Origin of the sequence: Clostridium homopropionicum DSM 5847 (assembly GCF_001263795.1) — a bacterium.
Classification (GTDB): Bacteria; Bacillota; Clostridia; order Clostridiales; family Clostridiaceae; genus Clostridium_H; species Clostridium_H homopropionicum.
In genome coordinates, this window is sequence record NZ_LHUR01000015.1 from 36,110 (window position 1) to 62,710 (window position 26,601).

Annotated in this window: 32 protein-coding genes and 1 pseudogene; 6 read left to right on the forward strand and 27 right to left on the reverse strand. The window is 31.0% G+C overall.

All coding sequences use genetic code 11. The features are described from left to right. Both CLHOM_RS05915 and CLHOM_RS05920 read right to left on the reverse strand, forming a co-directional pair. A complete protein-coding gene (locus CLHOM_RS05915; RefSeq protein WP_052220778.1) occupies nucleotides 1-873 on the reverse strand; it encodes a branched-chain amino acid ABC transporter permease in 873 nt (290 codons plus the stop codon). Nucleotides 874-1,562: 689 nt separating this feature from the next. Further along, a complete protein-coding gene (locus tag CLHOM_RS05920) occupies nucleotides 1,563-1,730 on the reverse strand; it encodes a zinc-ribbon domain-containing protein (protein WP_052220779.1) in 168 nt (55 codons plus the stop codon). Nucleotides 1,731-2,125: 395 nt separating this feature from the next. Here CLHOM_RS05920 and CLHOM_RS05925 point away from each other — a divergent pair, with 395 nt between their 5' ends. Further along, the gene (locus CLHOM_RS05925) at nucleotides 2,126-3,286 is read left to right on the forward strand and encodes a DEAD/DEAH box helicase (protein ID WP_052220780.1); all 1,161 of its coding nucleotides are present in this window, start codon (nucleotides 2,126-2,128) and stop codon (nucleotides 3,284-3,286) included. A 250-nt stretch (nucleotides 3,287-3,536) separates the two neighbouring features. Here the strand turns inward: CLHOM_RS05925 and CLHOM_RS05930 are convergent, their stop codons facing one another. From CLHOM_RS05930 to CLHOM_RS17840, 8 genes and pseudogenes are all read right to left on the reverse strand, one after another. Then, nucleotides 3,537-4,916, reverse strand: a complete 1,380-nt coding sequence (locus CLHOM_RS05930; RefSeq protein WP_052220781.1) for a sensor histidine kinase — start codon at nucleotides 4,914-4,916, stop codon at nucleotides 3,537-3,539. Continuing rightward, complete coding sequence (locus CLHOM_RS05935; protein ID WP_052220782.1) at nucleotides 4,917-5,603, reverse strand: response regulator transcription factor; 687 nt, start codon at nucleotides 5,601-5,603, stop codon at nucleotides 4,917-4,919. It abuts the gene before it with no gap. A 296-nt stretch (nucleotides 5,604-5,899) separates the two neighbouring features. Then, a complete protein-coding gene (locus CLHOM_RS05940; RefSeq protein ID WP_052220783.1) occupies nucleotides 5,900-6,310 on the reverse strand; it encodes a NusG domain II-containing protein in 411 nt (136 codons plus the stop codon). Nucleotides 6,311-6,329: 19 nt separating this feature from the next. After that, on the reverse strand, nucleotides 6,330-6,545 hold the full coding sequence (locus CLHOM_RS05945; RefSeq protein WP_052220784.1) for a heavy-metal-associated domain-containing protein: 216 nt from the start codon (nucleotides 6,543-6,545) through the stop codon (nucleotides 6,330-6,332). 159 nt (nucleotides 6,546-6,704) lie between these two features. After that, a complete protein-coding gene (locus tag CLHOM_RS05950; RefSeq protein ID WP_423230629.1) occupies nucleotides 6,705-8,951 on the reverse strand; it encodes a heavy metal translocating P-type ATPase in 2,247 nt (748 codons plus the stop codon). A gap of 19 nt (nucleotides 8,952-8,970) precedes the next feature. Then, the gene (locus CLHOM_RS18465; protein WP_175478680.1) at nucleotides 8,971-9,120 is read right to left on the reverse strand and encodes an LDCC motif putative metal-binding protein; all 150 of its coding nucleotides are present in this window, start codon (nucleotides 9,118-9,120) and stop codon (nucleotides 8,971-8,973) included. A gap of 20 nt (nucleotides 9,121-9,140) precedes the next feature. Next, nucleotides 9,141-9,407: a metal-sensing transcriptional repressor gene (locus CLHOM_RS05955; RefSeq protein ID WP_052220786.1), complete on the reverse strand. Its 267-nt coding sequence runs from the start codon at nucleotides 9,405-9,407 to the stop codon at nucleotides 9,141-9,143. 361 nt (nucleotides 9,408-9,768) lie between these two features. Further along, nucleotides 9,769-9,924, reverse strand: a pseudogene (locus CLHOM_RS17840) (four-helix bundle copper-binding protein); the annotation flags it as partial. A gap of 420 nt (nucleotides 9,925-10,344) precedes the next feature. Between CLHOM_RS17840 and CLHOM_RS05960 the strand changes: the two are divergent. Next, nucleotides 10,345-12,042 (forward strand): methyl-accepting chemotaxis protein, encoded by a 1,698-nt coding sequence (locus CLHOM_RS05960; protein WP_052220787.1) that lies wholly within the window; start codon nucleotides 10,345-10,347, stop codon nucleotides 12,040-12,042. 57 nt (nucleotides 12,043-12,099) lie between these two features. Here the strand turns inward: CLHOM_RS05960 and CLHOM_RS05965 are convergent, their stop codons facing one another. After that, nucleotides 12,100-12,309, reverse strand: a complete 210-nt coding sequence (locus CLHOM_RS05965) for a hypothetical protein (protein WP_052220788.1) — start codon at nucleotides 12,307-12,309, stop codon at nucleotides 12,100-12,102. Nucleotides 12,310-12,351: 42 nt separating this feature from the next. Then, nucleotides 12,352-12,582, reverse strand: a complete 231-nt coding sequence (locus CLHOM_RS05970) for a heavy-metal-associated domain-containing protein (protein ID WP_052220789.1) — start codon at nucleotides 12,580-12,582, stop codon at nucleotides 12,352-12,354. A gap of 204 nt (nucleotides 12,583-12,786) precedes the next feature. Here CLHOM_RS05970 and CLHOM_RS05975 point away from each other — a divergent pair, with 204 nt between their 5' ends. The 3 genes from CLHOM_RS05975 (at nucleotide 12,787) to CLHOM_RS05980 (ending at nucleotide 14,059) form a co-directional block, all read left to right on the forward strand. Further along, a complete protein-coding gene (locus CLHOM_RS05975; protein WP_052220790.1) occupies nucleotides 12,787-13,140 on the forward strand; it encodes an N-acetylmuramoyl-L-alanine amidase family protein in 354 nt (117 codons plus the stop codon). A gap of 34 nt (nucleotides 13,141-13,174) precedes the next feature. Continuing rightward, the gene (locus CLHOM_RS18920) at nucleotides 13,175-13,342 is read left to right on the forward strand and encodes an N-acetylmuramoyl-L-alanine amidase family protein (protein WP_423230630.1); all 168 of its coding nucleotides are present in this window, start codon (nucleotides 13,175-13,177) and stop codon (nucleotides 13,340-13,342) included. A 219-nt stretch (nucleotides 13,343-13,561) separates the two neighbouring features. Further along, nucleotides 13,562-14,059: a hypothetical protein gene (locus CLHOM_RS05980; RefSeq protein WP_052220791.1), complete on the forward strand. Its 498-nt coding sequence runs from the start codon at nucleotides 13,562-13,564 to the stop codon at nucleotides 14,057-14,059. Nucleotides 14,060-14,124: 65 nt separating this feature from the next. Here CLHOM_RS05980 and CLHOM_RS05985 read toward each other — a convergent pair whose 3' ends face one another. The 6 genes from CLHOM_RS05985 to CLHOM_RS06010 form a co-directional block, all read right to left on the reverse strand. Further along, nucleotides 14,125-14,814 (reverse strand): YetF domain-containing protein, encoded by a 690-nt coding sequence (locus tag CLHOM_RS05985; RefSeq protein WP_052220792.1) that lies wholly within the window; start codon nucleotides 14,812-14,814, stop codon nucleotides 14,125-14,127. Between the two features lie 146 nt (nucleotides 14,815-14,960). Beyond that, nucleotides 14,961-15,155 carry a hypothetical protein gene (locus tag CLHOM_RS05990; RefSeq protein WP_052220793.1) on the reverse strand — a complete coding sequence of 65 codons (195 nt, stop codon included), beginning with the start codon at nucleotides 15,153-15,155 and terminating at the stop codon, nucleotides 14,961-14,963. Nucleotides 15,156-15,212: 57 nt separating this feature from the next. Then, nucleotides 15,213-15,413 carry a hypothetical protein gene (locus CLHOM_RS05995; RefSeq protein ID WP_052220794.1) on the reverse strand — a complete coding sequence of 67 codons (201 nt, stop codon included), beginning with the start codon at nucleotides 15,411-15,413 and terminating at the stop codon, nucleotides 15,213-15,215. Nucleotides 15,414-15,426: 13 nt separating this feature from the next. Continuing rightward, nucleotides 15,427-16,149, reverse strand: coding sequence for a YetF domain-containing protein (locus CLHOM_RS06000; protein WP_052220795.1), 723 nt, complete (start codon nucleotides 16,147-16,149; stop codon nucleotides 15,427-15,429). Between the two features lie 16 nt (nucleotides 16,150-16,165). Then, a complete protein-coding gene (locus tag CLHOM_RS06005; RefSeq protein WP_242846741.1) occupies nucleotides 16,166-16,864 on the reverse strand; it encodes a YetF domain-containing protein in 699 nt (232 codons plus the stop codon). Between the two features lie 77 nt (nucleotides 16,865-16,941). Continuing rightward, on the reverse strand, nucleotides 16,942-17,448 hold the full coding sequence (locus tag CLHOM_RS06010) for a DUF4149 domain-containing protein (protein ID WP_052220796.1): 507 nt from the start codon (nucleotides 17,446-17,448) through the stop codon (nucleotides 16,942-16,944). 291 nt (nucleotides 17,449-17,739) lie between these two features. On the opposite strand from CLHOM_RS06010, the gene CLHOM_RS06015 reads away from it, so the two are divergent. After that, complete coding sequence (locus CLHOM_RS06015) at nucleotides 17,740-18,201, forward strand: spore coat protein (RefSeq protein ID WP_052220797.1); 462 nt, start codon at nucleotides 17,740-17,742, stop codon at nucleotides 18,199-18,201. Between the two features lie 135 nt (nucleotides 18,202-18,336). Here CLHOM_RS06015 and CLHOM_RS06020 read toward each other — a convergent pair whose 3' ends face one another. From CLHOM_RS06020 to CLHOM_RS06060, 9 genes are all read right to left on the reverse strand, one after another. Beyond that, nucleotides 18,337-18,516, reverse strand: coding sequence for a DUF1540 domain-containing protein (locus tag CLHOM_RS06020; RefSeq protein ID WP_052220798.1), 180 nt, complete (start codon nucleotides 18,514-18,516; stop codon nucleotides 18,337-18,339). 35 nt (nucleotides 18,517-18,551) lie between these two features. Then, the gene (locus CLHOM_RS06025; protein WP_052220799.1) at nucleotides 18,552-19,742 is read right to left on the reverse strand and encodes a class I SAM-dependent methyltransferase; all 1,191 of its coding nucleotides are present in this window, start codon (nucleotides 19,740-19,742) and stop codon (nucleotides 18,552-18,554) included. 193 nt (nucleotides 19,743-19,935) lie between these two features. Beyond that, nucleotides 19,936-22,131, reverse strand: coding sequence for a DNA topoisomerase III (locus tag CLHOM_RS06030; protein WP_052220800.1), 2,196 nt, complete (start codon nucleotides 22,129-22,131; stop codon nucleotides 19,936-19,938). 127 nt (nucleotides 22,132-22,258) lie between these two features. Then, entirely contained in the window at nucleotides 22,259-22,777 is a 519-nt protein-coding gene (locus CLHOM_RS06035) for a nitroreductase family protein (protein ID WP_052220801.1), read from the reverse strand. A gap of 150 nt (nucleotides 22,778-22,927) precedes the next feature. Then, on the reverse strand, nucleotides 22,928-24,124 hold the full coding sequence (locus tag CLHOM_RS06040; RefSeq protein WP_052220808.1) for an ABC transporter permease: 1,197 nt from the start codon (nucleotides 24,122-24,124) through the stop codon (nucleotides 22,928-22,930). Next, nucleotides 24,114-24,842, reverse strand: coding sequence for an ABC transporter ATP-binding protein (locus tag CLHOM_RS06045; RefSeq protein ID WP_052220802.1), 729 nt, complete (start codon nucleotides 24,840-24,842; stop codon nucleotides 24,114-24,116). The genes CLHOM_RS06040 and CLHOM_RS06045 overlap by 11 nt, the downstream gene beginning before the upstream one ends. 28 nt (nucleotides 24,843-24,870) lie before the next feature. Continuing rightward, a complete protein-coding gene (lepB, locus tag CLHOM_RS06050) occupies nucleotides 24,871-25,482 on the reverse strand; it encodes a signal peptidase I (RefSeq protein WP_052220803.1) in 612 nt (203 codons plus the stop codon). A 34-nt stretch (nucleotides 25,483-25,516) separates the two neighbouring features. Continuing rightward, the gene (locus tag CLHOM_RS06055; RefSeq protein WP_052220804.1) at nucleotides 25,517-26,215 is read right to left on the reverse strand and encodes a DUF3169 family protein; all 699 of its coding nucleotides are present in this window, start codon (nucleotides 26,213-26,215) and stop codon (nucleotides 25,517-25,519) included. Then, nucleotides 26,212-26,424, reverse strand: a complete 213-nt coding sequence (locus tag CLHOM_RS06060; RefSeq protein ID WP_052220805.1) for a helix-turn-helix transcriptional regulator — start codon at nucleotides 26,422-26,424, stop codon at nucleotides 26,212-26,214. Before CLHOM_RS06060 ends, CLHOM_RS06055 begins: the two co-directional genes overlap by 4 nt. Between the last annotated feature and the right edge of the window lie 177 nt (nucleotides 26,425-26,601).

Genomic DNA, 26,601 nt, shown 5'->3' on the forward strand with positions numbered 1-26,601 from the left:
CTACACCTTCTTCCTGATAATTTCGCCGAATAATCCTGCTGGCTTAACTAGAAGCATTACGATAAGGAATCCGTAAACAATTACTGTTTTCCAGTCTAATGATATATAGTATCCAACCATATTATCTGCTATACCCATTATGAATCCACCTGCAACAGGTCCAATGAAGCTTGAGAATCCTCCAACAACTGCTGCTATAAATGATTTCATATGTATGTCTGCCATCATGGTAACGCTTACTTGAGTTTTAGGTGCAACTAGAATTCCAGCAAGTGCTCCAAGAGCTGTAGCTATCATCCAAGATCTTGAGTAAACTGAGCTAACTGGTATTCCCATCATTCTAGCTGTCATATCTTTTTCAGCAGTAGCTCTTATTGATATACCAAACTTAGTTTTCTTAACAAGATAGTTAAATATAAATACGATTGCAAGAATTAAAACTATAATAAATATTGCATTTGGTTGAATTATTACTCCATCAACATTTATGTTGTTAGATTCAATAGCTTTTCTTAAGTAATAATCCTCTGTTCCGAAGAAAATTACCGCTAAGCCTTGTACAACCATTACCAGACCCATGGTGATTATTAACTTATTAATAATCGAGGCCTTAACAGCTGGTCTTAAGAACAACCTTTCAATTATGTATCCAAATACTGCAGCAAAGACTAACGCTCCTATTACTGCCCCCCAATAAGGTACATGCTTTTCGAAAATCCTATATGCAACGAAGGCTGAAAACATTGCCATGTCCCCTTGTGCAAAGTTGATAACGTCTGAAGTCTTGAATATTAGCACTAACCCCAAAGCTGCCAATGCATAAAGTGCACCAGTCTCAAGACCTGAAATTATGTTTTGTAAAAAAACTACCATCTTGTACCTCCTTAAAAATTTTATGTATTACGTTTACATGTATTTATATAAGCAACTCCTGTGCCAAATGATCAAGATATTTAACATACATTTTTACTTTTTTATTAAAAGCCTTGTAAACTTTGGCCGTAAGCAGATTCAATTTTTTTTAAATAAGTGATAAGTCTGAAAATTCACTGAAAATTTACTCTAATAATAGTTTAAAGCATCCGTTACTTGTCTTATTTTTATACATACGTCCAAATTGATACAATGTGTAACGACCGTATCAATAATATACGCATTTTCATAAGTGTCTTCAAAATAACCATATACTTTTATATTATCCTGTTATAAAATAATATTATATGAATATTCTGACTATCATATTGAAATCGTTTAGATGGCTCAGTCCAACGGATCAATCTAATGGTTAAAGCTATGTATCAATTTGTCACAAGGTCACAAAATCAACTACTTATCATAAGCATAATAACTACTTTTAGGTAATAATAAAAATGAGTAGTTGAGATTTATCTATAGTATACCACAAGTAACCGACTAATTACTAGTTATTTCCTTTTAAATTTCCAGATATACTTCTCTTAAGTTAAATTATATTTAATAATCTTCAATTTTAATAATATTATCTATAAAATAACAAAAACCCTATAAGAGATCAATCTTATAGGGTATAGCATTCGAAGTTATTATCTTCTGAATCCTCTATTGTTGTTTTGTTGCTTTCTTGCTTTTCTGCAATCTACGCATCTTTGTGGTTCATTATCAAAACCTTTTTCCTTGTAGAAATTTTGTTCTCCTTCAGTGAAAACGAATTCTTTTCCACAATCTTTACATACTAATGTCTTATCTGCCATTTCAACATTCCTCCTTTTTATAAGATATTAGATTTAAAATTTGATTACACTATGTTCCTAAAAAGAGGAAATGTTGTTAACCATATTAAATCTTTCCAAGTAATTGTTCATTACTTACTTTCTCAGTGTAACATATCCAATATCATTATACAATAGATATTTAAAATAATTTTGTATATATTGTGTTTGACAAAGTGATACACTAAGTATAGAATTATATAGATTTTTTATGTTAAATAGATGAAAAATGCGACGCATTTTTCTTTAGTAACCAGTAACCAGTTGCCAGTAGGATTAATAAAACTGGTTACTGGGAATTGGTTACTGGTCACTAAGAATTTTACGTCGTAAAATTCTTATATTCCAAATTAACTATAAGGAGACAAATATGAAATATGAGTAATAAATCATTTCAGGAATTAGGATTAAATGAAGCTATAGTAACAGGTCTAAATAAACTTCATATTATAAAACCCACTAGTATACAAGAAAAAGCTATACCTGAAGCTTTATTAAATAAAGATATTATTGGTCAATCAGAAACTGGCAGCGGTAAAACACTTGCTTATCTACTTCCTATTTTTCAAAAAGTAGATTTAACTAAAAGAGAAATGCAAGCAATTATCTTAGCTCCAACACATGAACTGGCTATGCAAATTGATAGAGAAATTACTGCTTTAGCAGAAAACTCTAATACTCCAGTAACTTCAGCACCTATAATTGGAGAGGTAAATATCAAAAGACAGATTGAGAAGCTTAAAGAAAAGCCTCATATAATAGTAGGTTCCAGCGGAAGGATTTTAGAGTTAATAAAAAAGAAGAAAATAACTGCTCATACAATTAAGACTATTGTTATTGATGAAGGTGATAAATTACTTGATCAAAACAATTTACCATTAGTAAAAGACGTCATTAAAACTACTATGAGAGATAGACAGCTTATGGTCTTTTCAGCCACTATCAATAGTAAGACTCTCAGTGTTGCACAGGAATTAATGAAATCTCCAGTATTTTTAAAAGCAGAAGAGACAGTAAAAGTAAATCCTAATATTACTCACATGTATTTTAAATGTGAAAACAGGGATAAAATTGAGCTTTTAAGAAAACTCATAGCATCAATTAATCCAGAGAAAGCAATTGTATTTATAAATAAAAATGAAGAGACTCGATTAACTACCTCAAAGCTTCAATATCATAAGGTAAAAGCTGAAGCTATATACGGAAATGCTTCCAAGGAAGAAAGAAAAACAGCTATTGATAGCTTCAGGACTGGTAAAATTAAAATTCTAGTTTCTTCTGATTTATCCGCTAGGGGTCTTGATGTAAAAGGAGTAACTCATATTTTTAACTTAGACCTTCCAGAGGAACCTGAAAACTACCTTCATAGGGTTGGGCGAACTGGAAGAGCTGGAGAAAGCGGAACAGCCATTTCAATTGTTACTGAAAGAGAAGTATCTTTTATAAATAAATATACGAGACAATTTAATATTAATATAGAAGAAAAAGAAATTTATAAAGGTGTTATTTATAACAAGAGAAAACCTAAAGCAAGATAACTCTGAAATTTAAATCCGGCTTAAAAACGTTGAGTTCATTACTTGGAGCCGGAGGTTTAGTTTCACCTTTAGTCATGGTAAGAGATGGAAAACCTCTTGTACATTGATTTTATTAATGTACAAGAGGTTTTCTTAAAATTATTTTTCACGCCATATATCTTCTTTAATAACTTTTTATATATTAATTTCATTTCAAAGCCTTTTTATAGACTATAGTATTTCTTTACTATATCATATCTGCATCCCTAATTTATTGAGCATTAGTAAATCTATTAAAATATACTCTAAAAGTAGTACCCACTCCTTCCTCACTTTCTACATCTATACTTGCAGAATGAAGTTGCAATATGTTCTTTACAATAGTTAATCCTATACCATTACCTTCAATTTCATGTCTACTTTTATCTCCTCTATATAGGCGTTCGAATATATAAGGTAAATCTTCTTTCTTAATTCCCATGCCATTATCTTTAATTTCTACAACAATATTTTTGTTATCACCGTATAAATTAATTAATATATTTCCCTTTTCCCTAGTAAATTTAAGTGCATTAGAAATTAGATTTATAAATACTTGCTTTAATTTATCCTTATCTCCAATAATATTATAATTTTCTAATAACTCTGTTTCATATATAAGATTTATTCCTTTATTCTCAGCTATTCTTATAAAATCCTTATAGATACCCTCAAGAAGGTCATCTAATGCTATTGTTTCTAGAGCTAATGCTATACTTTCAGTTTCAAATTCCTTTAGTATGTCTAGATTATTTAGTAATTTCCCAAACCTTATAACTTCTTCATTTAAGCTTATTAATATTTCTTCATTAATTTCAAAAACTCCATCTATCATAGCTTCTAAATTGTTTTGAAGTATATTTAGTGGTGTTCTAATTTCATGAGATATATCTGATACTAAGCGTTTCCTAAGCATTTCTTGATGATTTAGCTTTTCTGCAAGTATATTTACACTCTTTCTCAAATCTTCTAATTCCTCTATATTACTTTTAGTTTTAGTTCGAAAATCAAATTTTCCCTTAGACAAGTTTACAGACATATTAGCAACTTCTTTAATGGGTACAGATAATTGTTTAGAAAAATACAAACTAATACTTATTATAATTATCAGTGTCATTATACTGCTAGCAAAAATGCTTTTATTTATAGCTACCTTAAAGTTTACATCTTCCTCAGTAAGTAAAACTGAAGAGTATTGTCCTATATCTATAAATCCGACTATTTTACCTTCCCTTTTAATTTCAAAAGTTTGTGATATATATACACCTTTATCTTTTACTAACATAGTATTTAGGTGAAATTTATATCTTATATCTTCTGGATTCATTCCCCATACAACTTTCTTATTGTTATCTCTAAGTGTTAAACAATAGTTCCCCATGTAGGCTTCATTCATTAACTCTGTCCCAGAATTCTCATCCCACTTTCCTTCTCTCTTATATATCTCTTCAAAATACCCTACAATTCTTTCATTCCTCTTATTTTTAATATCATCTAAATATTTGTTAAATTTATTATTTATAGTTACATTTACAAAAAGGGTTACAAGTAATATAGCTGCAATAGAACAAGCAACAAGTATAACACTTAATCTTCTTCTGATAGATTGCATCTAATTCTCACCACCAAACTTATATCCAACTCTCATTACAGTAATAATGTATCTAGGCTTTCTAGTATCTTCCTCTAATTTTTTTCGAATATTTTTTATGTGTACATCTATAGTTCTATCAAAACCTTCAAAATCAACTCCAAAGACTTTATCTATAAGTTGTTCTCGTGTAAGAACTATTCCCTTATTAACTGCAAGTGCATATAAAATATCAAATTCATTTGGAGTAAAAGTAATTTCTTTATTATTAAGCTTAACCATTCTTTTCTCATAATCTATAATTAACATATTATTATCAAATGAAAGAATCGAAGAATCACTTGCTGTAATTAATCTTCTAAACAATGCATTAACTCTAGCAGTTAGCTCTCTAGGGCTAAAAGGCTTAACTAAATACTCATCAGCTCCAATATTTAGACCATCAATTCTATCTGTTAAAGTACCTTTAGCAGTAAGCATAAATATATGGACATCTGAAGTTTCTCTTATAATTTTACATACCTCTTCTCCACTTAAATCTGGAAGCATTAAATCTAGAATTACTAACTTAAATTCTATTTTTTTAAACAATTGAATTCCCTCAAGACCTTTAGTTGTACAATGTACTGTATATCCTTCTTTTTCCAAATAAGCTTTTAGTACCCCAGATACCTTCTCTTCATCTTCAATTATTAAAATGTTTTTCATATGCAATCTCACCTCTTAACTATTGATTTTATGTTGAATATTGCTAACTATTATGTTTTAGCTATTCTTCTACTTATAATAACTACCATAATTACTTGATATATAAGAATTTTAAACTTATCGTTATTATAGTAATTTTTTTTAAAGATTTTATGAAGATTTGACAATTTAATTCAAAAATATAAATTATAAAAAACTATTATATTTATGCTCAAAAAACAAAAGAAGGAAGCGAACTAATCCTTCCTTCTTCATATTTGCTTTCTAATAATACTTTAAGGTTTTATATCATCTTTTTAATATACCCAAGCATCTATACTTTCATTTTTGTTTCCTTCAATTGTAACCACAATATTATTAGGAAGACATACGATACTCTGGTAACCCTTATCTATCCACCCTGTGTCTGAACAAATAGCATTAGGACAAATCTCCTTGTTCATTTCAAGCATCCTTACTCTTCCATTTTCTACTTCGACATATCCTATATTTTTATTAAAGTTAAACTCATAAATTTTACTTTTACCTTGATTATTCAATGGAATACTTTTTTCCAATTTATTATCAACTTTAATAACAATACGACTGCTTTGACTATTAGATTTAGTTATCATTAAAACTGCTGCTGGCAAAATACTTAGTATTAACAGAACTACTATTATTATTTTATCCCATGTTGTTATTTCTAATTTTTTTATTGGTTTCATTTCAAGGCTCTTTTCTAAATTATAATACTTCTATTCTAACTACATCGTATCCTACATCATCAATAGCAAACTTTATTTCCTCATCTTTTACATCTTCAGATGCTTCTATTACTGCTGATTTAGAAGCTAAATTTACATCTACACTAGTTACTCCATTAAGTTCACTTAATGCCTCTTTAACATGATTAACGCAATGTCCACAGCTCATTCCTTCTATTAATATTTTCTTTTTCATAATTATTACCTCCATATATATTTATATTTTAATTACTAATAGGAAACTCCTTCTCATTCCTAGAATCAGTACTCAAAGAGTAAGCGACCATCCTCAAATCAAAGATTTGAGATTTCTGCTTAAGTGACTCACACCAAATCATAGATTTGGGTTCTCTACTTATCTTGCTGTTTTAAATCTTTTTAATCTAAGTGCATTTAATAGTACTGATACTGAGCTAAAACTCATAGCAGCAGCTGCAATAATTGGGTTTAAAAGTGGTCCTCCAAATATATATAGTATTCCCATTGCTACTGGTATACCTAAAGTATTGTACCCAAATGCCCAGAATAAGTTTTCTTTAATGTTTAGTATAGTTTTCTTACTTAATTGTATTGCAGTGGGTACATCCATTAAATCACTTCTCATAAGAACTATGTCAGCTGATTCCATGGCGACATCTGTACCTGAACCTATTGCTATACCTATATCTGCTTGTGCTAGAGCTGGAGCATCATTTATACCATCACCAACCATAGCTACCTTTTTGCCTTCTGCTTGAAGTTTTTTAACTTCATTTGCTTTATCTTGTGGGAGAACTTCTGCAAGAATTCTATCTATTCCAACTTGTTTTGCTATAGCTTCTGCAGTTCTCTTATTATCTCCAGTAATCATGGCAACTTCAATCTCCATTTTATGAAGTTGTTCTATTGCCCTTTTGCTGTTTTCTTTAACTGTATCGGCAACAGCAACTATTCCTGCTAACTTGCCTTCAATAGCCACATACATTGGAGTCTTACCTTCTCCTGCAAGATTGTGTGAAGTTTCCTCTAGATCTTCTAGGGATATATTACTTTCAACCATCAACTTTCTATTACCTAATAGTATATCTTTACCATCTATCTTAACTTCTATGCCATGACCAGGTATTGCTTTAAAGAAATCAACTTTCTTAAATTCTATGCCCTTTTCCTCAGCACCTTTTACTATAGCTTCTCCAAGTGGGTGTTCTGAACCTTTTTCTGCTGATGCAGCTAATTGTAGTAATTCATCTCCTTTTATACCATCTGTAACAACCATATCAGTTACCTTTGGTTTACCTTCTGTAATAGTACCAGTTTTATCAAATACTATTGTTTGTATTTTGTGAGCTGTTTCTAGAGCAACACCACTCTTTATTAATACACCATATTCAGCGCCCTTACCTGTACCAACCATAATAGCAGTTGGAGTTGCAAGTCCCAATGCACAAGGACAAGCAATAACAAGTACCGAAATAAATATAGTTAAAGCGAATATTCCTGTTTCTCCACCAATGAAATACCACGCTAAGGCTGAAATAAGAGCAATTCCCATAACTACTGGAACAAAGTAACCTGAAATTATATCTGCCATTTTTGCAATTGGAGCTTTAGACCCTTGAGCATCTTCTACAAGTTTTATTATTTGAGCAAGTGCAGTATCTTTACCAACTCTAGTAGCCTTATATTTTATAGAACCATTTTTATTGATACTTGCTCCAATTATTTTATCTCCAATATTCTTTTCTACTGGTATGCTCTCTCCTGTAAGCATAGATTCATCTACAGAGGTAGAACCTTCTACTACTTCTCCATCTACAGGCATTTTTTCTCCTGGTTTTACGAGTATTATATCCCCTACTTCAACTTCTTCAATAGGAGTTTCTATTTCTATGCCATCCCTTATAATGATAGCTGTTTTGGGAGCAAGTCCCATAAGTTTCTTAATAGCTTCTGATGTTTTACCCTTTGTAACTGCTTCCAAATACTTACCAAGTGTTATTAGCGTTATGATTACACCGGCTGCCTCAAAATATAAATCCTTAGCATACTCTGTGTTTCCACCATAAATCTGTACTATCGCAAATATTCCATATAAGAATGCAGCGGAAGTTCCAATGGCTATTAGGGAATCCATATTAGGACTTCTTCTAAATAAGGATTTAAAACCTACTGTAAAGAACTTGTGACCTGCTATCATAACTGGTATAACAAGTATTAACTGGATTAAAGCAAAGTTTCTAGGATTCATCATAGGATCTATGACTATTGGAAGCTTAAATCCAAAGGCTTCACCAAACATATGTCCCATAGTAATAACAAGTAATGGCACAGTAAAAATTGCTCCAATAATAAACTTCGTCCAAAGTAACCTTATTTCTTTCTCTTTTCTTTCTTTATCTGAATCTACAGTAGTTTCTTCTTCTACAGCTTTATATCCAGCCTTTTCTACCGCTTTCTTAATATCTGAAACCCTAACCTTTAAGGGATCATAACTAATATTTAATTTTTCTGTTGCAAAATTTACATTTGATTCTACAACTCCATCTAATTTCTTTGTAACTCTTTCTATAGCCTTTGCGCAAGCTGCACAGGTCATTCCTTCTATTTTAAGATTTTTATCCAAGACCTTCACCTCTTTTTCTCTACTTATCTTGAGTATTAGCTTTCTTTGCTGCATTATTAGCTTTATTTAAATCACAACAATCCAACTTACCTTTACCAAAATTTTTTTCATTTTCTTGTGCCATTTTCTTTATAGATTTTTTAAAATATTCCTTTATAAAATTTAACATAATATACACCCTCTCTAAAATTACTTTTGAATTACCTTTTCTAAAATAACAATTATTTCATCTATTTTTCTATTAGCATCATTTTCCATAATAGCATCCTTTACACAATGATGCATATGCTGCTTTAAAATTAGCATATTTGCCTTTTTTAAAAGAGCTTGTGAAGCAATAATCTGATTAGATATATCAACGCAATATCTCTCATCTTCTAGCATTTTGATAATTCCATCAATTTGTCCCTTGGCAGTTTTTAATGATGTTAAAGCTTTTTTTCTTTCCTCGTTCATAATTATATCTCCTTTATTATCCCCCCACCCCGTGCGGGTGGTGCGACTGCGATATAACCCCTTTTCAAAAAACTGTCAAGGGAATTATTTCTAGTAACTGTTCCCCTGAAATTCATATAATCCAACTCCTTATAGTATTTATCTATAAGTTAATAATAATGAAATGTTATGAAGAAAATATGAAGAAGTAAAAAATCCCATAAATTTTTTATCTCATCATAGCATTTTCGTTTTAAAATTATTTTGTCTTATTAGTAAATAATTTATTTATATATATTTTTTAAATAAAAACACCCTATTAAATAGTTTTTTATCTATATAATAGGGTATCATTATTTAGTATTTTGAATAGATTAAATTACATAGTTGCTGCTGACATTTGACACATCATAGCACATTCAACTAGTATATTCACACAGTTTTTTCTTGCATTTAAGTCCGGCTCGTTTAGACATGCATTATAGCACTCATAGCATGCCTGTGCGCATTTTGTGCAAGCATCTATGCATACTTGAAATTTATTTTATTGTACCAAACATATTAACACTCCTTTTTTATAATATTACAAAACATATTATTTCTTTATAATTATGTTCCCTATACATAAAAACTAATATTGCATCTACCATACTTCTACTTTTTAGAAATATTCATAAAATCAACATATCTTTTTTATATACTTTATCCATAATTTAGTTTACTTTTTTACAATCAGGATAAACATACTCAATTCATTAGTTATATACTTGAGGAATTTATGAGTATCTCTAGTCAAATTAAAGCTAGCAAAAAGTTCTGGATATACCATAGAAGTTCTAGCAACAATAATTTAATATATATCTAATACATCTACTGCTCCAAGAAAGCAAAGTATTTGCGGTGATGATATTAGTAATATAGCTACTATGTAAATATAAATATTATGGGGGGTAATTAAATGGACAGCATTAGAAAAAAACTATTTTTAGCCTTTGGTATTACTACATTCCTGATCTTCTTGCTAGGTTCCGTAGGCATATATCAATTAAGTGAAATAAATCAAAATGTAGAAAAAATGTATCATGACCAGGTAAAGGGAATTAACTTTATTAAAGATGCTCAATATTACATAGCTATAGTTCAACGCTCAGAGAAGAATGTTATTTTATCACCAACTATTGCTGAAAAGAAGGAACATGCATCCCATTTAGAAGAGTATTATTCTAAAGGAATTATTGAGAATCTTAATGAATTTAAAAGCATGTCTCACGAAAGTGATAACAAACAAATTGATTCATTGCTAGAGGATATAATCAAAGTAAAAAAACAGCAATTAGAAGCTATAGATAAGAGTATGTCCTTTAAATATTCTGAAGCTTACGAGATCTCTAAAGATAATTCTGCTAAATTTTCAACTATAGAAAAAACTATAGATGAGATAGCTGAGCATAAACTTGAAGAAGCAAAACAAAAATATGATAGTAGCGTATTGATTTATGAAAGAGTTATTATTCTAGTTATCATATTTACTGCTGTTGCACTTATTATAAGCATTATCTTAGCAGTAACTATATCCTCATCAATAGTCAAACCACTAAAGAAAAGTGTTAATTTTGCTAAAGACTTAGCCAAAGGAAACTTAACAGATCGCCTAAATGTAAAAGCTACAGATGAAATAGGGGTACTAGTTAATGCCTTAAATAACACAGGAATGAAACTTAAAGATATTGTAACCCAAATAAAATTAACCTCTAATGAAGTAGCTTTAGGAAGTGAACAGTTAGCTTCAGCAATGCATAATACTAGTAATACTACAACTGAAATAGGAGAAAAGGTTTCAAATTCTTCTGATAATATACAAGATATTGTTTCTGCTGTAGAAGAAATCAATAAAAGTATACAAGCTATTTCAGCAAGTTCAAATAAAGTATCTATATTTGCAGAAGAAACCAAGACTAATTCCTTTGCTCTTAAAGATTATGCAGATAAAGGAAGAAGATCCGTGGAAACAGCTGCTTTAGCTATGTCAGATATTCAAACCTCTACTGCACAAGTTAAAGGTGTTATATATGAACTTGATGTATTATCAAATAAAATTGAAAGCATAACTTCTCTAATTACTAATATAGCAAACCAAACTAATATGTTGGCATTGAATGCAGCTATAGAAGCTGCTAGATCTGGAGAACATGGTAAGGGTTTCTCTGTTGTAGCAGATCAAGTTAAGAAGCTAGCTGAAGAAAGCGCTTCTGCTGCTAATAGTATTGAAAATATGATTATTGAGATTCAATCTAAAACTGAAGTTGCAGTAAATAGTATTTCCTTAACAGAAGATAAAGTAAAAGAGGGCATAGCTGTATCAATGGATACAAAAAATCAAATTAAACTCGTTATAGATAATATGAATATTCTTATAGAAAAAATAGAAGAAATCTCTTCTCAAACAGTTGAGCAGGCTAAGCAATCAAGTAATATCTCCGAAAATATGCATGGTATTGTAGTAAATACACAAAATCTCTTTTCTACCACTCAAGAAATTAATGCTAACATAGAGGAACAGACATATGTCATTAAAGAAGTATCTTCCACATCAAAGACTCTTTCTACAATGACAGAAAACCTAAATTCTATGGTTGAATACTTTAAAGTTATTTAGTTGATATAAGCAAAAACGTCCTCAAAGGAGGACGTTTTTTATTAAATTTCTATAGCACTATAATAATTTTCGTTTATCATATTCATTACTCTTACTGATATAATTACTATTTTGTTTCCCACTACAGCATCCACCACTGTTAGAATTTTTACTATGGGAATGTGAGTCATCAGAATGTCCCCCACAGCATCCACCCTTTTTAAACATCATATATGCCATCAATGCGGCAATAGCAAAATATATCCAATTACTTGCTAAGAATTCCATAATACAACACTCCTTTTATCTTTATATAAGTTAATTTAATAACTAGTATGAAATTAATTTTGTTTTCCCACTGATTATAGAGTAGTTAACAGCCTCCCTTATGATTTCCTTTGACATTCTATTCCCTTCATATATAACTTGAATTATTTTAGAATCGATATCTACATTAAATCCTTGAACATATTTAATTTGACTTAGTGCTTTAACCGCATTAATAACACATCTGTGACAAAGTATATTTTCTTGTTTAAATTTAATTGTATGATTTCTCATCTAAATCCCTTCCTTATTTTTTATTTAATAAAAGTATACCTTTTACTTATGAAGAAATTATGAAAAAATATTAAAGTTTGAAATTTTTATTATTTAATATCTAATAAACTTCTACCTTTAATCCTTTCTATAGTAATGCCATGTTGTAATCTAAATAGCACTAAAGAAATTACATTTTTCTATAGACAAGAGATTATATTGCAAATGAAGAAGTTTATTTTTATATTTATGTTCTTAATGATTATTGTTATGATTACCACTTCAATAAATGTTATAGGTGTTTTAAACGGTAGCGATTCAATATTAAAGACAAACAATTCTCCTACTATTTCATCAACAGTTGAGCCTACTTCTCCACAAACCAATTCATCCATAATTGGTAAAAATAGGTATACGGTAGTATTAGATACAGGTCATGGTGGAAAAACTCCTGGCCCTATTGGACCTAAAGGTACACTTGAAAAAGATGTGGCTTTGGCAGTGATGTTAAAGGTTGGCAAAATATTAGAGAAAAAAGATTTTAATGTAATCTATATCCGCAAAGATTATTCAGTCTAAAATTGTAAATGAAGTAAATTTAAGAGATAGGGGAATTAAACCAGAAAACTTTTCTATACTTGAAAATGTTGATACTCCAACTGTTATTATAGAACTTGCTTATATTAGCAATCCTAAAGAAGAATCTCTACTCGCAAGTCCAGTATATCAGACTAAATTTGCACAAGCTATAGCTAGTGGCATCAATGAGTATTTTCAATAACTTAATAAGGTACCACTAGTTCTCATTGTCCAAGTAGGAGTAGTTATTCTTTTAATAGCTACTCCAGTATTAATAATATACCAAAAAACTACACCTGCAATTATTTTAATAGAAAAAGATATATAGATTTAAATATGCTTTGAATAAAAAATGTTATTTAAACTATAATAACTACATTAGAAAATGTTACATACTTACTAATCTAATTGAGGTGATTATATGGTAGCACACATTGCTTATTGGGTCTTATTTGCTGTTATGCTTTTTACAACCATAATATTCATTGCCACCAAAAGGTTTACGTTTATTGACTTTGTTGTATACCTTTCATTTTGGGCTTTTTCAGAGACTATTGATATATTAGTTTTAATACAATTTCAAATGTATTATTATGTAAACAACCAAGTGAACATAATTTATGCCCTACTGTATCACTGCATTGTTTATCCTACCTTTGGACTTATATTTTCAAGGCTATTCCCAAAGAAAAGAGAAATTTTAAACTTGGTGAAATATAATGTTCTTTGGATTATATTCAATACTGTATTTGAATTGGTCTATGTGGAAGCCACTGGCACAATAGTTTACTTAAAATGGCTAGTCATTCCTTATTCATTACTGTTCTACAGTGTTTGGACGCCCTTGATGACAGTGTATTATCTTTTGGTTGATAAATGGCTTAAAAAGAGCTTTATGGATAGCACTAAAAAAGTATAATGGTAATAAGATTATTGGAGTTAAAGCAAAATGTCCCTAAATAATTTATCATCAACAATTTTTATTTAAGTTATTTTATTTTTTAATGCAATGTATAGTTGTCCATCAGTTTGAAGGGCAGCAAATATGACATCATTAACATTTGTAATATTTCTCATCTTTAACTGATTTAATAGCCATTCAATATCTACATTTATCATTTTTAAATGATACCTCATAATCTGACCATTTATAATTAGTTCTGTCATTAGTCCCTTGTAGTTAGTCGGAATATTTAAATCTTTCGTGGTTACAGTATTATATTGAGGCTTTTTTAATACACTTAAGTCTCCATTAGGCTCTAATATTGCGAACTCTACCTCAGTTATATCAAAAACATTCTTCTGACGAAGTTGCATTAGCAGATCACCTATATGGTATCTTGATTTTGCCATATTTTTATCATTTATAGTTCCGTTTTGAATAATAATTAAAGGTTCGCTATCCACAATCTTTCTGAAAAATAAATTTTTCATAGAAATATATCCTACCAAAATTGGCAATACACCCCATACTGTAGTAGCAATTATGCTATCAATAGTCTTAATAGATCTATCAACAGCAACAGATGCAATTATTGAACCTATTGTAATTGAAACAACATGATCAAAAAATGTAAGCTCTGAACGATGCTTTCTCCCCATTAAACGAGTTATAAAGAGGAGTACTATAAAAGAAATTGTAGATCTCAAAAAAATATTAAAATATCCACTCATAAATTTCCTCCTGGTTTATAACAAATATATAAAATACTTAGAAACATAAAGCGGAGCCCTTTTTAGACTCCGTTTTATCATAGAGTGTCTTTTATACGGGCTTTAATAACTTATCATCAACAGTTTCATTTCATACTTCTTTCGAATTAAGATTTTCCTTGCTCCATCATACTTTTAATTTCTTGCTGTAGCTGAGAGACATTTTTCATTTTTGCATCTCTTAGTTGAGTGAAAAGCTGACGTACTTCTGGGTTGCTAATCTCCATCATGTATTTATTATACATAGATTGTAGCATCATTTCATCCTGTAGAGAATCATGTAAAAAATCCATATTATTCATATAGTATCACTCCTTTAATGAAGGGTGACAAACCAGAAGGTATGCCACACCTAAGATTTAAACAATCGAAAACTTTGACATGGTTTGTGTTAATGTATTATAGTGATTACGTGATCCTTGTTCCATTCCCTTTAACATTTGCTTTAACTTTGGATCGTTAATTTGTTGTGAAATACTAGCATATTTTTTTGCCATACCGTCTTCATGAAACTGCATTTCCTTAAAAGCGTTGTTCATTATTTCTTGTTCAGTAAGCATTTTTATAACCTCCTTATTTTTCAGTTATTACAGAATAATATAATTCTCCGGTCGAATCAATTAATGCAGCATAAACATCTTTTATATTTGCAATACCTTTTTTAAGCAATTCATCCTTCAGCCATTTCTCATCATATCCTAATTCCTTTAAATTTTTTTCTTCAATCTTCCCCTCATTGATAAGGAGAGTTGGAAGACCAGCACCCATGGTTTGAATTTTTAAATCCTTTGGAGTTACAGGCTGATAGTCTGATTTTTTTAGAACACTTACATGACCGCTGGTTTCCAAAACTGCAGCCTCCACTTCACTAAGATTAGGAGCATCTATGCTACGTATATCAGATAGTAGTAATTCTAATGGGAAGAAAGCTTTTGCCATGTTAGGTCGGAGAATCTTCCCACCGGATACCAATGGGATTGATTTCCCCATTACAACTTTAGCGAAAGTTCTATTTTTTACGGCTATATAGGATATAAGGTAATGAAGACTATATATCACAACAATTATAACAGCAGTATTAATAAAGCTTATTTTAGCTTCAAATAAGGGAGCTGCTGTTATTCCACCCATCATCCAGAAAAATGCAAAGTCATAACCTGCAAACTGACCACCAGAACGGTGTGGTAAAACTTTTCCTTCTAGGAATAGCAAAATTCCAACTGCGATACTGCGTAAAGCAAATATAAATGGGCTAATTTCCTGAGCACTTCCAAATACATCTTTTAATAATTCCATTATCATACCTTCTTTACTATATACTCATGTACACTGTTCCATCTGATTCAAGCATAGCTAAAAATATATCTTTTTGATTGGCAATGCCCTTTTCTTTTAATTTTGTCATTAGCCAATCATGATCTAACCCCATGGCATGAAGATTTTTTTCGTCTATTTCTCCATCATAAATAAGAATTGTAGGTAGCGTTGCCATTTTAGGTGGTAAGTTCATCTGTTTTCTTGTAAGTGGTAATGCTTCAGGCTTTTTAATAACACTTATTTTCCCATAGGGTTCTAGTACAATGGTATCAATTTCTGATAGATTATGGGCTCCTTTTAGTCTTAATTGACCTAATAGATTATCTAGTGTTACATGGCAATCAAGCATATTTTCTCTGAGTATTATTCCATCCTTCATAAGAAGTGTTGGTTTTCTATCAATTAAGTTAGGCCATTTCATATCTAAATAAGATAAAAAAATATTTACAAAGGCATAAACAAAAGTAATTACTAATCCAGAAGTAAGAGATGATTCAGGGTTTAACATTCTAATAGCAGCTAAGCTGACGATTCCAGCAGCTACCAAGTAGTTATGACCTGACAGGATTCCTACTTGACGGTGGCCCATCAAGCGAGTTGCAAAAATCAATGCAATATAAAGGATAACAGCCCTTAAAGCCAAAGCAAAGGCTGATAAATTTTTACTTCCTTCCATAAATGAATTCCAATCCAAAGTAAACCCTCCTGTATTCCTTAAAAGTACATGAAGATTATTAATCTTCATGCCCCCTAAACTATTACCATTGGCAATTATTTTTCAAGCAGTCCTGAAAGGATAACTGCCAGGATAATAATGATGATACCAGTATATAAATGAGTTTTTGATAAAACTTTGGCAGTGTTTGAGGTTTTAGTCATCTCCATCTGATTTTCTTGATTTTGTGGTGTAGCTGTACTTATAAGGCTTTGCATTTTAGGACCATATACAAAAACTTGAAGAAATAAAATGACTATCATTGCTGCTACTAAAACAAGTTTTATAAATAGAACTGTACCTGATGGTTCTTGAAAAACTGGAGCTAACTTATCTTTCTTGCTGTAGGTTGCATAACTTCCTGTAAGTATGAGGATAATAAGACTGGTCCATGTAAGGCTAGAAAATTTCTTCATTGCATTTCCGCTAACTGAATGAGCCTTCATATCTCCTAAATTCTTTAATGCTGGTTTAACTCCAAACTCACTGTATATCATGCTTCCAATCCAAGTAACTGCAGCGAGGATATGCAGTGAGGCGGATATTACATGAGATATTTCCATAAGATAAAAGCCTCCTTTAATTTTCCTGCTCCTTTCTTAGAATAGTTTTTTCTAATGAAGTTAATTTTATTCATATAGCTACATGATTCTCACTGTAGAATCTGACTCTTCGTCGGTAAACATTCTTAATTTTTTAATAAGGAACATAAAAAAACTAAATGATTTATACTTAACAGAAGAATATAATAAAACTTTAAGTGTATAATATTATTTTTTATTGCTTAGAATATATGTTGGAGGCTGAATAATTAATAATCATTCAGTATCAATAAATAATCTAGGAGGGGTATTATGCAAATACAACTTAGTCAAAAAGAAAGAATGTTCTTAGAGGATGGAAAACTTCAAGAGGAAATTTGTGTTCAAAAATACAAAAATTATTCTCAGCAAGCTCAAGATCCTCAGTTGAAGCAACTTTTTAATAGACTATCTGGTGAAGAACAACATCACTATGATATTATTAATCAAATGCTTCAAGGGCAACAGCCAAATCTAGCTCACAATCAACAAGCTCAACAACCAATGACTCAAAGTACTTCCCAAGGAGCTATAAATAATCAGCATGATAAAATACTTTGTAGTGACTTATTATCAACAGAAAAGTATGTTTCAGGTACTTATGATATTGACATTTTTGAATCTGCTAATCCTATAGTTAGGCAAGCAATGCAACATATTCAAAAAGATGAGCAAAAACATGGTGAAGAACTATTCAATTATATGAATAGTCATGGTATGTATAATGTACAATAATAATAAATTATTAACTGTAAATAATTTTGAATGAAGAAATTTAGATATGAATGTTACATATGTTGAAAGAATTTTTTAGAAGAGGTAGAGCTATTTATGCTCTACCTTAATAAGTTTACTTTTGTTTTTACGTAATTAGTGATTCCTGCATCCACAGGTATCATTTTTAGCTTCGAAAGTGCTACAGCAGATTCCTTCTGATGAGTGAACCTTGTTATCTCCACTAGATCTAACCTCAATACTACCTGCATGACACTGGTGTTCTTCATTAAAAAAACATTCTTCACACATACTCTTTACAACTTTAGACGACATAATGCTTTACCTCCAGTTATTTAGTATCCTTTAATTCAACTGTATAGGTAGTTCCTTGTCATTGGCAGTTTGTTATTAATTCCTTTAGAGAAAATAATCTGGTGAATGTCTAAACCACTAGCACAGAAGGAGGCAGCGCAAGAATTTAGATATAGTCTCCACATTTTAATAAAACGTTCATCATATTTTTCTCGAACTTGCTCTATTTTGTTTTCAAAGTTTTTTGACCAATGGTCTAGAGTTTTTGCATAATGTAAACGGAGGCTTTCTGCGTCTAATAAGTGAAAGTCGTTTTCAGGTAAAAGATAAATCAATTCACGAATTGAAGGAATATATCCACCTGGAAAGATGTATTTACTAATCCATCGGTTACAAGGACCCTCAATTTGTCCTGTAATACAATGTAAAACAGATATACCTCCAGGAACAAGAAGTTTCTCTACTGCCTCCATATACTTAGGCAAGTTTGCTTTTCCCACATGCTCTACCATTCCAACACTGACTACTTTATTAAATTTATAACCATCACTTTCTGCAAGTTTTCTATAATCCATTAATTTTACATCTACCTGTTCTGTTAACCCAAGTTCGGCAATACGCTGCTTTGTTTTGGTATACTGCTCCTCACTCAAGGTTATGCCTAAAGCTTTTACTCCATATTGCTGTGCAGCACGAATAATCAACCACCCCCACCCACATCCTATGTCTAGTAAGGTTTCTCCTGATTTAAGCTGCAATTTCTTTAATATGTAATCAATTTTTTGTAATTGAGCTTGATAAAGTGAATCTTCTGGTGAACAAAAATAAGCACATGAATAACTCATAGTTTCATCTAGCCACAGTTCATAAAAATCATTTCCTAAATCATAATGATGCTCAATATCTTTTCGTTGTTTTATTAGGGAAGTTGATTTATTTTCCCTAGCAAAAAATTTTTGTAATCCATGGAAACCTTTCTTTTCAAAAAAAGGAATCTTAATTTTGTAGGCTGTTTCAACAATTTGTTCAAGATTGCCCTTAAAATCAATAATTCCATCCATATAAGCTTCTCCCAAGGCTAGTGAAGGATCTTTTAGCATCTTCATTACGGAAATTTTATCTTTAAATATGACTTTAAAGGCAGGAGCTCCTTGACCATAGTTTTCACTTGATCCATCCCAGTAATCAATTGAAAAAGAATAATCTTTAACTTTTTCACAAAACTTATGTATAACATTCTTTTCCATGTTTTCACTTCCTTTGTAATTAATATAACATTTATTATTGACGTGATGAAAAAATTATATTCACATATTGTAATAAATGATAAAATCAGCCTATGTCTCAAATTACAACGTAAAAGCTCATTAGCCCTTAACCTTCTAGTCCACCCTAAAAACATCTTTTATAGGGTGGACTTTTACATATTTTAAAGCATCTCTACTTTTGTTCTGATTTCCATTTAGCCAAAGCTTCAGCAAATGGGTTATTTATATCCTCTTTCATTTCTTTTTGCTGCTTTCTAAGATAGCTATTTACATCTTGCTTTGAAACCTTCTTATTTTCCTTGCTTCTTCTTTCATTGAAGCTTGAAAGCTTTTCTCTATAACCACAGCCGCAAACAAATATTTGACTTTCTCCAGAGCCGCGAAGCTCAAGCTTTTTGTGACACTGAGGACATCTTGCATTAGTTATCTTAGCAATTCCTTTTCTATAACCACATTCCCTGTCTTGGCAAACTAGCATTTTGCCTTTTTTACCCTTAACCGCAAGCATATACTTGCCGCATTCAGGGCACTTTTCTCTAGTTAAATTGTCATGCCTAAATTTTTCTTCACTATTTTTAATTTCACCTACAACCTCTTTAGCATAATCTCTCATTTCATTAATAAAATTGTTTTTATTAAGCTTCCCCTTAGAAATGGAATTAAGCTTTTGCTCCCATTGTGCTGTAAGGGCTGGAGACCTTAAGTCTTCTGGAACCAATTCTAAAAGCTGTTTTCCCTTTGAGGTTACAAAAATGTCTTTACCCTTTTTTTCAATTAAAAAGCTGTTAAATAATTTCTCTATAATATCTGCTCTGGTGGCTACTGTTCCAAGACCACCGGTTTCTCCTAGTGTCTTTTTTAAAGCTTCACTTTCACCACTCATATATTTTATTGGATTTTCCATAGCAGATAAAAGTGTTCCCTCATTAAAAGGAGCTGGAGGCTTAGTTTCACCTTTTGTCATAGTAACTGAAGCGATATTTAAAATGTCTCCTTTATTAATGCTTGGTAGTATTTGTTCCTTAAGATCACCATTATCCTCTTCCTCTTGAAGGTTTTTCTCATATACTTCCTTCCAACCTTCTGAAATAACTACCTTCCCTTTAGCAATAAAGTTTTCTTCACCTATCCTTGCCTTTATAGTTGTCTGTTCATATTCAAAAGGAGGAAATAAAACTGCTAAAAATCTTTTTACCACTAAATCATATATCTTTCTTTCATTGTCGCCAAAGGTACTTAATGAAACATGTTGCTCTGTTGGTATAATAGCATAGTGATCTGAAACCTTACTGCCATCTACAAAGGATTTATTAGCTTTTATTGGATTTCTTAAAACCTTTTGAGCTGCCTTTGAATAAGGTCCTACCCCTGCAGCCTTAACTCTATCCTTTAAGGTTTCTACTACGTCCTCAGATATATACCTAGAGTCTGTTCTTGGATATGTAAGAACCTTGTAATTTTCATACAGCCTCTGCATAATAGATAAGGTTTCTTTAGCTGAAAAGTTAAATATTCTATTTGCATCTCTTTGAAGTTCTGTTAAATCATAAAGACCTGGAGCAAAACTCTTTTTAAAGCTCTTATCAATCTCGATAACTTCAGCCTTCTTATTTTTAATACTAGAAACAATGCTACTACATTTTTCTTTATTAAAGGTTTTATAATCTCTAGTCTTACTATCCTGCCAAATTAATTTCAATTTGTCAGATACAGCTGTTATTCCATAATAAGTTTTAGGTTTAAAGTTTTTTATCTCCTCTTCTTTTGAAGCAATTATTGAAAGAGTTGGAGTTTGAACTCTTCCACAGGAAAGCTGAGCATTAAACTTGCAGGTTAAAGCACGGGTAGCGTTTATTCCTACCAGCCAATCTGCTTCTGCTCTGGCAACTGCTGAAGCATAAAGATTCTCATATTCTCTTCCATCCCTTAATTTGTTGAACCCATCTTTAATTGCCTTATCTGTAACGGAGGAAATCCAAAGACGTTTAATAGGCTTTCTTACATGAGCTTTTTCTATTATCCATCTAGCTACCAATTCCCCTTCTCTTCCAGCATCTGTTGCAATTACAATTTCGGAAACATCCTTTCTATTTAATTGTTCTTTTACAACACTGAATTGTCTTCCACTTTGCTTTATTACAACAAGCTTTAGCCTTTCAGGAAGCATAGGTAAATCTTCTATGTTCCAAGACTTATATCTATCCTCATAAACTTCAGGATCAGCTAAAGTAACTAAGTGCCCAAGAGCCCAGGTTACTATATACTTATCCCCTTCTAAAAATCCATTTCCACCTTTTTTGCAATTTAAAACCCTAGCTAAATCCCTTCCTACAGAAGGCTTTTCAGCAAGGACAAGTATTTTACTCATATAAACATTCCTCTCAAATTAGTATAATTTATATTAACATAAATCTAATGTGTTTAAAACTTTTACAGCAAACCAAAGCTTAAAACACAAAATAAATAGCAAACCTAAAAATAGGCTTGCTATTTATCTAAAATTTATCTTTATGAACTTTAGTATACTTTAAATCTTCATCACTATAAGGTCTTTTGCTTTCATTAGGATATCCTACAGAAATAATAGATTCTACAGAATAATTCTCTGGTATTTCTAAAACCTCTTTAACATATTCTTCAGAGGTTTTAAATTTATTATGGAACCTATTTCTTATTTGTATCCAACATGAACCAAGTCCCATTTTCTCAGCCTGAAGCTGAATTAATATAGAAGCAATAGCGGTATCTTCAACCCAAACATCACTTTTGGTACTGTCAGCAATGACGACTACTGCTAATGAAGCATCCTTTAAAAACCCAGAACCATTTTCTTTAGCCATTGACAGCTTTTCAATAGTTTCTTTATTTTGCACCACCACAAAATCCCATGGACATATCCCTCTTGATGAAGGTGATAATAGAGCTGCTTTTATAAGCTTATCAATTTTATCTTTTTCGATTAAAATGTCTTTATATTTTCTTATACTTCTTCTATTAATTAATAGATCAAGCATTTCTTTACCTCCTTATCTTCGGAACCTAAGAAAAATGCGACGCATTTTTCTTAGGTAACCAGTAACCAGTGACCAGTTGCCAGTAGGATTAATAACACTGGTTACTGGGAATTGGTTACTGGTCACTAAGAATTTTACGTCGTAAAATTCTTATGTTCTAAATATAACTTCCTCTCTACTAAACATATACCTTGCGAAGGTAATACACAATACTATATAAAATAATATCCATCCAAAGGTTATTAAAATATGTCCTGTATTAAAAACTCCTGCAAGAAATTCTTTTATTAAGCACACAGCATTTGCTATAGGTATGTGGAAATAGTACATATCAATGTTTCTAGCATCTAACATGTAAGTTAAGTATATTGGTGCTAATGCTATTATATTAAGTGGTGTTAGGTAGGTCTGAGCTTCTTTAAAGGATCTAGCGTATATGCTTATGGCAAGTTCTAAAGCTCCGAAGGTAAGATTCATTAGAATTACCATAACAGTAATTAAAACTGCTCCTTTTATTCCTATATCTGAGAACATCCCTGCATTTATATTAACGCCCATGGCGCTATTTCCACTTTGCTTTAAAGCTATTACAATACCAATCATAGATGCTAAAGTAGTAATAAGTCCTATAACTGAAATGGCGGCAAACTTGCCCCACAATAGAGACATCCTTCCTGCTTGAGTTGTTAAAAGCGGTTCTAAAGTTCCCCTCTCTTTTTCTCCAGCTCCCAAATCTATTGCTGGTCCCATAGGTCCTGTTACACTGTATATCACAAGGAAAAGCGGTAAAATCATAGCAATAATCACTTTGCCCATGCTGTCTTCCTGCTTAGTAGTAGTTTTATAGCTTATTTGTACTGGATTTAATATGGAAGTTTTTATTCCCCTTGCTTCTAATCTAGTAGCAACTATTTGTTTGCTGAATTCTTGAATATAATTTTCTACCCTGCTCTGTGCCATAGATGATTGTTGGCTGGAATTATCATAAATAATTTTAATTGGAGCATCCTTTTCATCTTTTATTAAGCTGTCAATATTATCTGGAACTTCTAAGGCTAAAAGCAATTTGCCTTCCTTAACATCCTCTTCTGGATTTTTAGAATCAATAATTTGAACTTTATCTATCTTTTTTACAAACCCTACAAACTCTGAATTCACTCCCCCAGTTATAGCTATCTTAAAGTTTTCCTCAACCTTTTTTTCATTACTTGAAGCAGATTTACCTATAACAAAGAAAATTAGCGGCATAATAATCAATGGAATTAGTATGCTTACTAAAAGAGTTTTTCTATCTCTAAAAAGATCTCTTAATTCTTTTTTAAATACTAAACTTGCCTTACTCATTATTATCACCTACCAAACTCATAAAAATACTTTCCATATTATTGTTGTTATATTTTTCCTTTAAATTTTCAATTGTTCCTTCCTCTATAAGCTTTCCTTTATGAATTATTACAATTCTATCACAAAGCTTTTCCACCTCTGCCATACTGTGACTAGAAAAAACAATAGCCTTGTTTTCTTCCTTACATTTTAAAATAAAATCTTGTACAATTTTGCTGGCAGTAACATCAAGTCCGATAGTTGGTTCATCAAAAAGCATTACAGAAGGCTTATGCACAATTGACCTTGCTATAGCTACCTTTTGTTTCATACCTCTAGAAAGCTTTCCAACTCTTCTATCTATAAATTCTTCCATCTGCAGCATTTTAACCAGGTATTCAACACTTTCTTTTGCTTCAGGCTCACTCATACCATTTAATTGTGCAAAATACATTATATTTTCTCTTGCTGTAAGTCTATCATAAAGCCCAACTTCTCCACCAAAGAGTATTCCTATTTCTCCCCTTACCTTTTCAGGATCATCCTTTATACTATAATTCGCGATTTTGCAATCTCCATCCGTAGGCTTTAGCATTGTAGCTATCATCCTCAAAGTTGTAGTTTTTCCTGCTCCATTCTCTCCTAGAAGTCCTAAAACCTCTCCTCTTTTCACAGAAAAACTTATGTGATCAACGGCTTGAACTTTTTTAAAAGTTTTTGTAAGATTAATAACCTCTACCATCATATTCCTCCTATATCAGTTTTTAATTCTATTTTATTTCCCCTATTTCATTGAAAGGATATACTCTAAATATTGCCTTTCCTTCAACCTGTTTAAAATTGATAAGACCAAACTTTCTACTGTCCATACTTACCATTCTATTGTCACCTAAAACAAACAGTTCATTTTCTCCAACTTTAACTGGAAGCTTAAACTCTCTAGTAAAAGTCTCACCTTTTGCGTAGGCTTCCTGAAGCTTTTCATCATTTACATAAACGTATCCATCTTTAATATCAACTTCATCACCTGGAGCACCAATTACCCTTTTAACTAATCTTTTACTTTCTTCACTGTAATCCTTGTTATTACTAAATATTGATACTATGCTGTCTATGGTACTTAAAGCATCATCTAAGATAGTTCCTTTTTTACCATCTTCTAAGAATATAATTATATCTCCTCTTTTAGGTTTTTTAAAATTATAACTTAATTTATCTACTATCAGCTGCTGGTTAGTAAACAAAGTATTTTCCATGGAACTTTGTTGTACTTGCACCTTTGCGAAAACCTTGCTGTTAATTAAAACTGCAATTAAGAACCCTCCTAAGATAGAAAAAATCCAACTATTAATTTCTTTTATAAGCTTTTTCTTGTCCTTCATGTTAATCCTCCATAATAATTCTTAAACTAAATTATCAGCTATCATATTTTCTTGCTGACATGGTGTATATTACTGTTTGAATAATCCACATTGCTCCAATAAAAATAGGTAATATTATAGGTATAGTTAAGAATGTAGATAAAAAAATGCTTACAACCATAGAAATTGAATACACTATCTTCATTCCCTTAAAGGTTCTATAGGAACTACTGTATGCTATCCATTTTTCTCCTTCATCCAGCCTCTCAAAAAACTTCTTATCAGAATTATTTTCAAACATGTTTAATTTCCTATCTGGATAATATCTGTTATATACTCTTATGGAAAGTACTTGAAGTATACTGGATATTATTGATGAAGCTGCAGATACTAGTACATAATTTACCTTTATTTCAAATACACTTTTATTTACCATTACTGCTACCCATACCATTGATATAATAACTATGATTGTACTTAAGCTTATAGTCATATCAATTTTTCTTTCTATATGCTTCGGTAATTCTTCTATGTCTATCTCTTTATATTTAGCTCTTAATATAACCATAATTATTGCTGATATAATACCTATTACTACTGATATAAGGAAAAATGTCATAAATAGATAATAGTACAAATTATCCATGGAACGGACTAAATTTATGCTAAATTCTTTTTTAGTTAAATAGCCAATAAATCCTCCAAACAAGCCAGCTAGAGTTATTGTAATGATAAAGTTCTTATATTTTCTCATGTTAAATCTCCCTCCTCTAAATAAAATACTTCTTCAACATTAACTTTAAATACCTTGGCTATTTTCAAAGCTAATGCAACAGAAGGGGAATAATCTCCTCTTTCTATTAGACTAATAGTTTGGCGGGAGGAATCTACAAGTTTTCCTAACTCTCCTTGACTCAAGTTATACCTTGCTCTAAATTCTTTAACTCTATTTCTAAGCTCCAAAAATCTTCCTCCTTTCCTTATAATGTAATTATATATTATCCCTTCCATAACCTTAATTGAAAATCGAAATGCAACCCTTCCGAATTTAAATTAAGCTATAAAGTTAGATTAATTACATATGCCCAGGTGGTTGCATCCTGGTTTACAAAAAGATTGGTGATGAGCCAGTCTTTTTAT

Coding starts and splice junctions, on each gene's coding strand:
- CLHOM_RS05915 (WP_052220778.1), bottom strand. CDS start 873: ATGGTAGTTTTTTTACAAAACATAATTTCAGGTCTTGAGACTGGTGCA.
- CLHOM_RS05920 (WP_052220779.1), bottom strand. CDS start 1,730: ATGGCAGATAAGACATTAGTATGTAAAGATTGTGGAAAAGAATTCGTT.
- CLHOM_RS05925 (WP_052220780.1), top strand. CDS start 2,126: ATGAGTAATAAATCATTTCAGGAATTAGGATTAAATGAAGCTATAGTA.
- CLHOM_RS05930 (WP_052220781.1), bottom strand. CDS start 4,916: ATGCAATCTATCAGAAGAAGATTAAGTGTTATACTTGTTGCTTGTTCT.
- CLHOM_RS05935 (WP_052220782.1), bottom strand. CDS start 5,603: ATGAAAAACATTTTAATAATTGAAGATGAAGAGAAGGTATCTGGGGTA.
- CLHOM_RS05940 (WP_052220783.1), bottom strand. CDS start 6,310: ATGAAACCAATAAAAAAATTAGAAATAACAACATGGGATAAAATAATA.
- CLHOM_RS05945 (WP_052220784.1), bottom strand. CDS start 6,545: ATGAAAAAGAAAATATTAATAGAAGGAATGAGCTGTGGACATTGCGTT.
- CLHOM_RS18465 (WP_175478680.1), bottom strand. CDS start 9,120: ATGTTAAATTTTATAAAGGAATATTTTAAAAAATCTATAAAGAAAATG.
- CLHOM_RS05955 (WP_052220786.1), bottom strand. CDS start 9,407: ATGAACGAGGAAAGAAAAAAAGCTTTAACATCATTAAAAACTGCCAAG.
- CLHOM_RS05960 (WP_052220787.1), top strand. CDS start 10,345: ATGGACAGCATTAGAAAAAAACTATTTTTAGCCTTTGGTATTACTACA.
- CLHOM_RS05965 (WP_052220788.1), bottom strand. CDS start 12,309: ATGGAATTCTTAGCAAGTAATTGGATATATTTTGCTATTGCCGCATTG.
- CLHOM_RS05970 (WP_052220789.1), bottom strand. CDS start 12,582: ATGAGAAATCATACAATTAAATTTAAACAAGAAAATATACTTTGTCAC.
- CLHOM_RS05975 (WP_052220790.1), top strand. CDS start 12,787: ATGAAGAAGTTTATTTTTATATTTATGTTCTTAATGATTATTGTTATG.
- CLHOM_RS05980 (WP_052220791.1), top strand. CDS start 13,562: ATGGTAGCACACATTGCTTATTGGGTCTTATTTGCTGTTATGCTTTTT.
- CLHOM_RS05985 (WP_052220792.1), bottom strand. CDS start 14,814: ATGAGTGGATATTTTAATATTTTTTTGAGATCTACAATTTCTTTTATA.
- CLHOM_RS05990 (WP_052220793.1), bottom strand. CDS start 15,155: ATGAATAATATGGATTTTTTACATGATTCTCTACAGGATGAAATGATG.
- CLHOM_RS05995 (WP_052220794.1), bottom strand. CDS start 15,413: ATGCTTACTGAACAAGAAATAATGAACAACGCTTTTAAGGAAATGCAG.
- CLHOM_RS06000 (WP_052220795.1), bottom strand. CDS start 16,149: ATGGAATTATTAAAAGATGTATTTGGAAGTGCTCAGGAAATTAGCCCA.
- CLHOM_RS06010 (WP_052220796.1), bottom strand. CDS start 17,448: ATGGAAATATCTCATGTAATATCCGCCTCACTGCATATCCTCGCTGCA.
- CLHOM_RS06015 (WP_052220797.1), top strand. CDS start 17,740: ATGCAAATACAACTTAGTCAAAAAGAAAGAATGTTCTTAGAGGATGGA.
- CLHOM_RS06020 (WP_052220798.1), bottom strand. CDS start 18,516: ATGTCGTCTAAAGTTGTAAAGAGTATGTGTGAAGAATGTTTTTTTAAT.
- CLHOM_RS06025 (WP_052220799.1), bottom strand. CDS start 19,742: ATGGAAAAGAATGTTATACATAAGTTTTGTGAAAAAGTTAAAGATTAT.
- CLHOM_RS06030 (WP_052220800.1), bottom strand. CDS start 22,131: ATGAGTAAAATACTTGTCCTTGCTGAAAAGCCTTCTGTAGGAAGGGAT.
- CLHOM_RS06035 (WP_052220801.1), bottom strand. CDS start 22,777: ATGCTTGATCTATTAATTAATAGAAGAAGTATAAGAAAATATAAAGAC.
- CLHOM_RS06045 (WP_052220802.1), bottom strand. CDS start 24,842: ATGGTAGAGGTTATTAATCTTACAAAAACTTTTAAAAAAGTTCAAGCC.
- lepB (WP_052220803.1), bottom strand. CDS start 25,482: ATGAAGGACAAGAAAAAGCTTATAAAAGAAATTAATAGTTGGATTTTT.
- CLHOM_RS06055 (WP_052220804.1), bottom strand. CDS start 26,215: ATGAGAAAATATAAGAACTTTATCATTACAATAACTCTAGCTGGCTTG.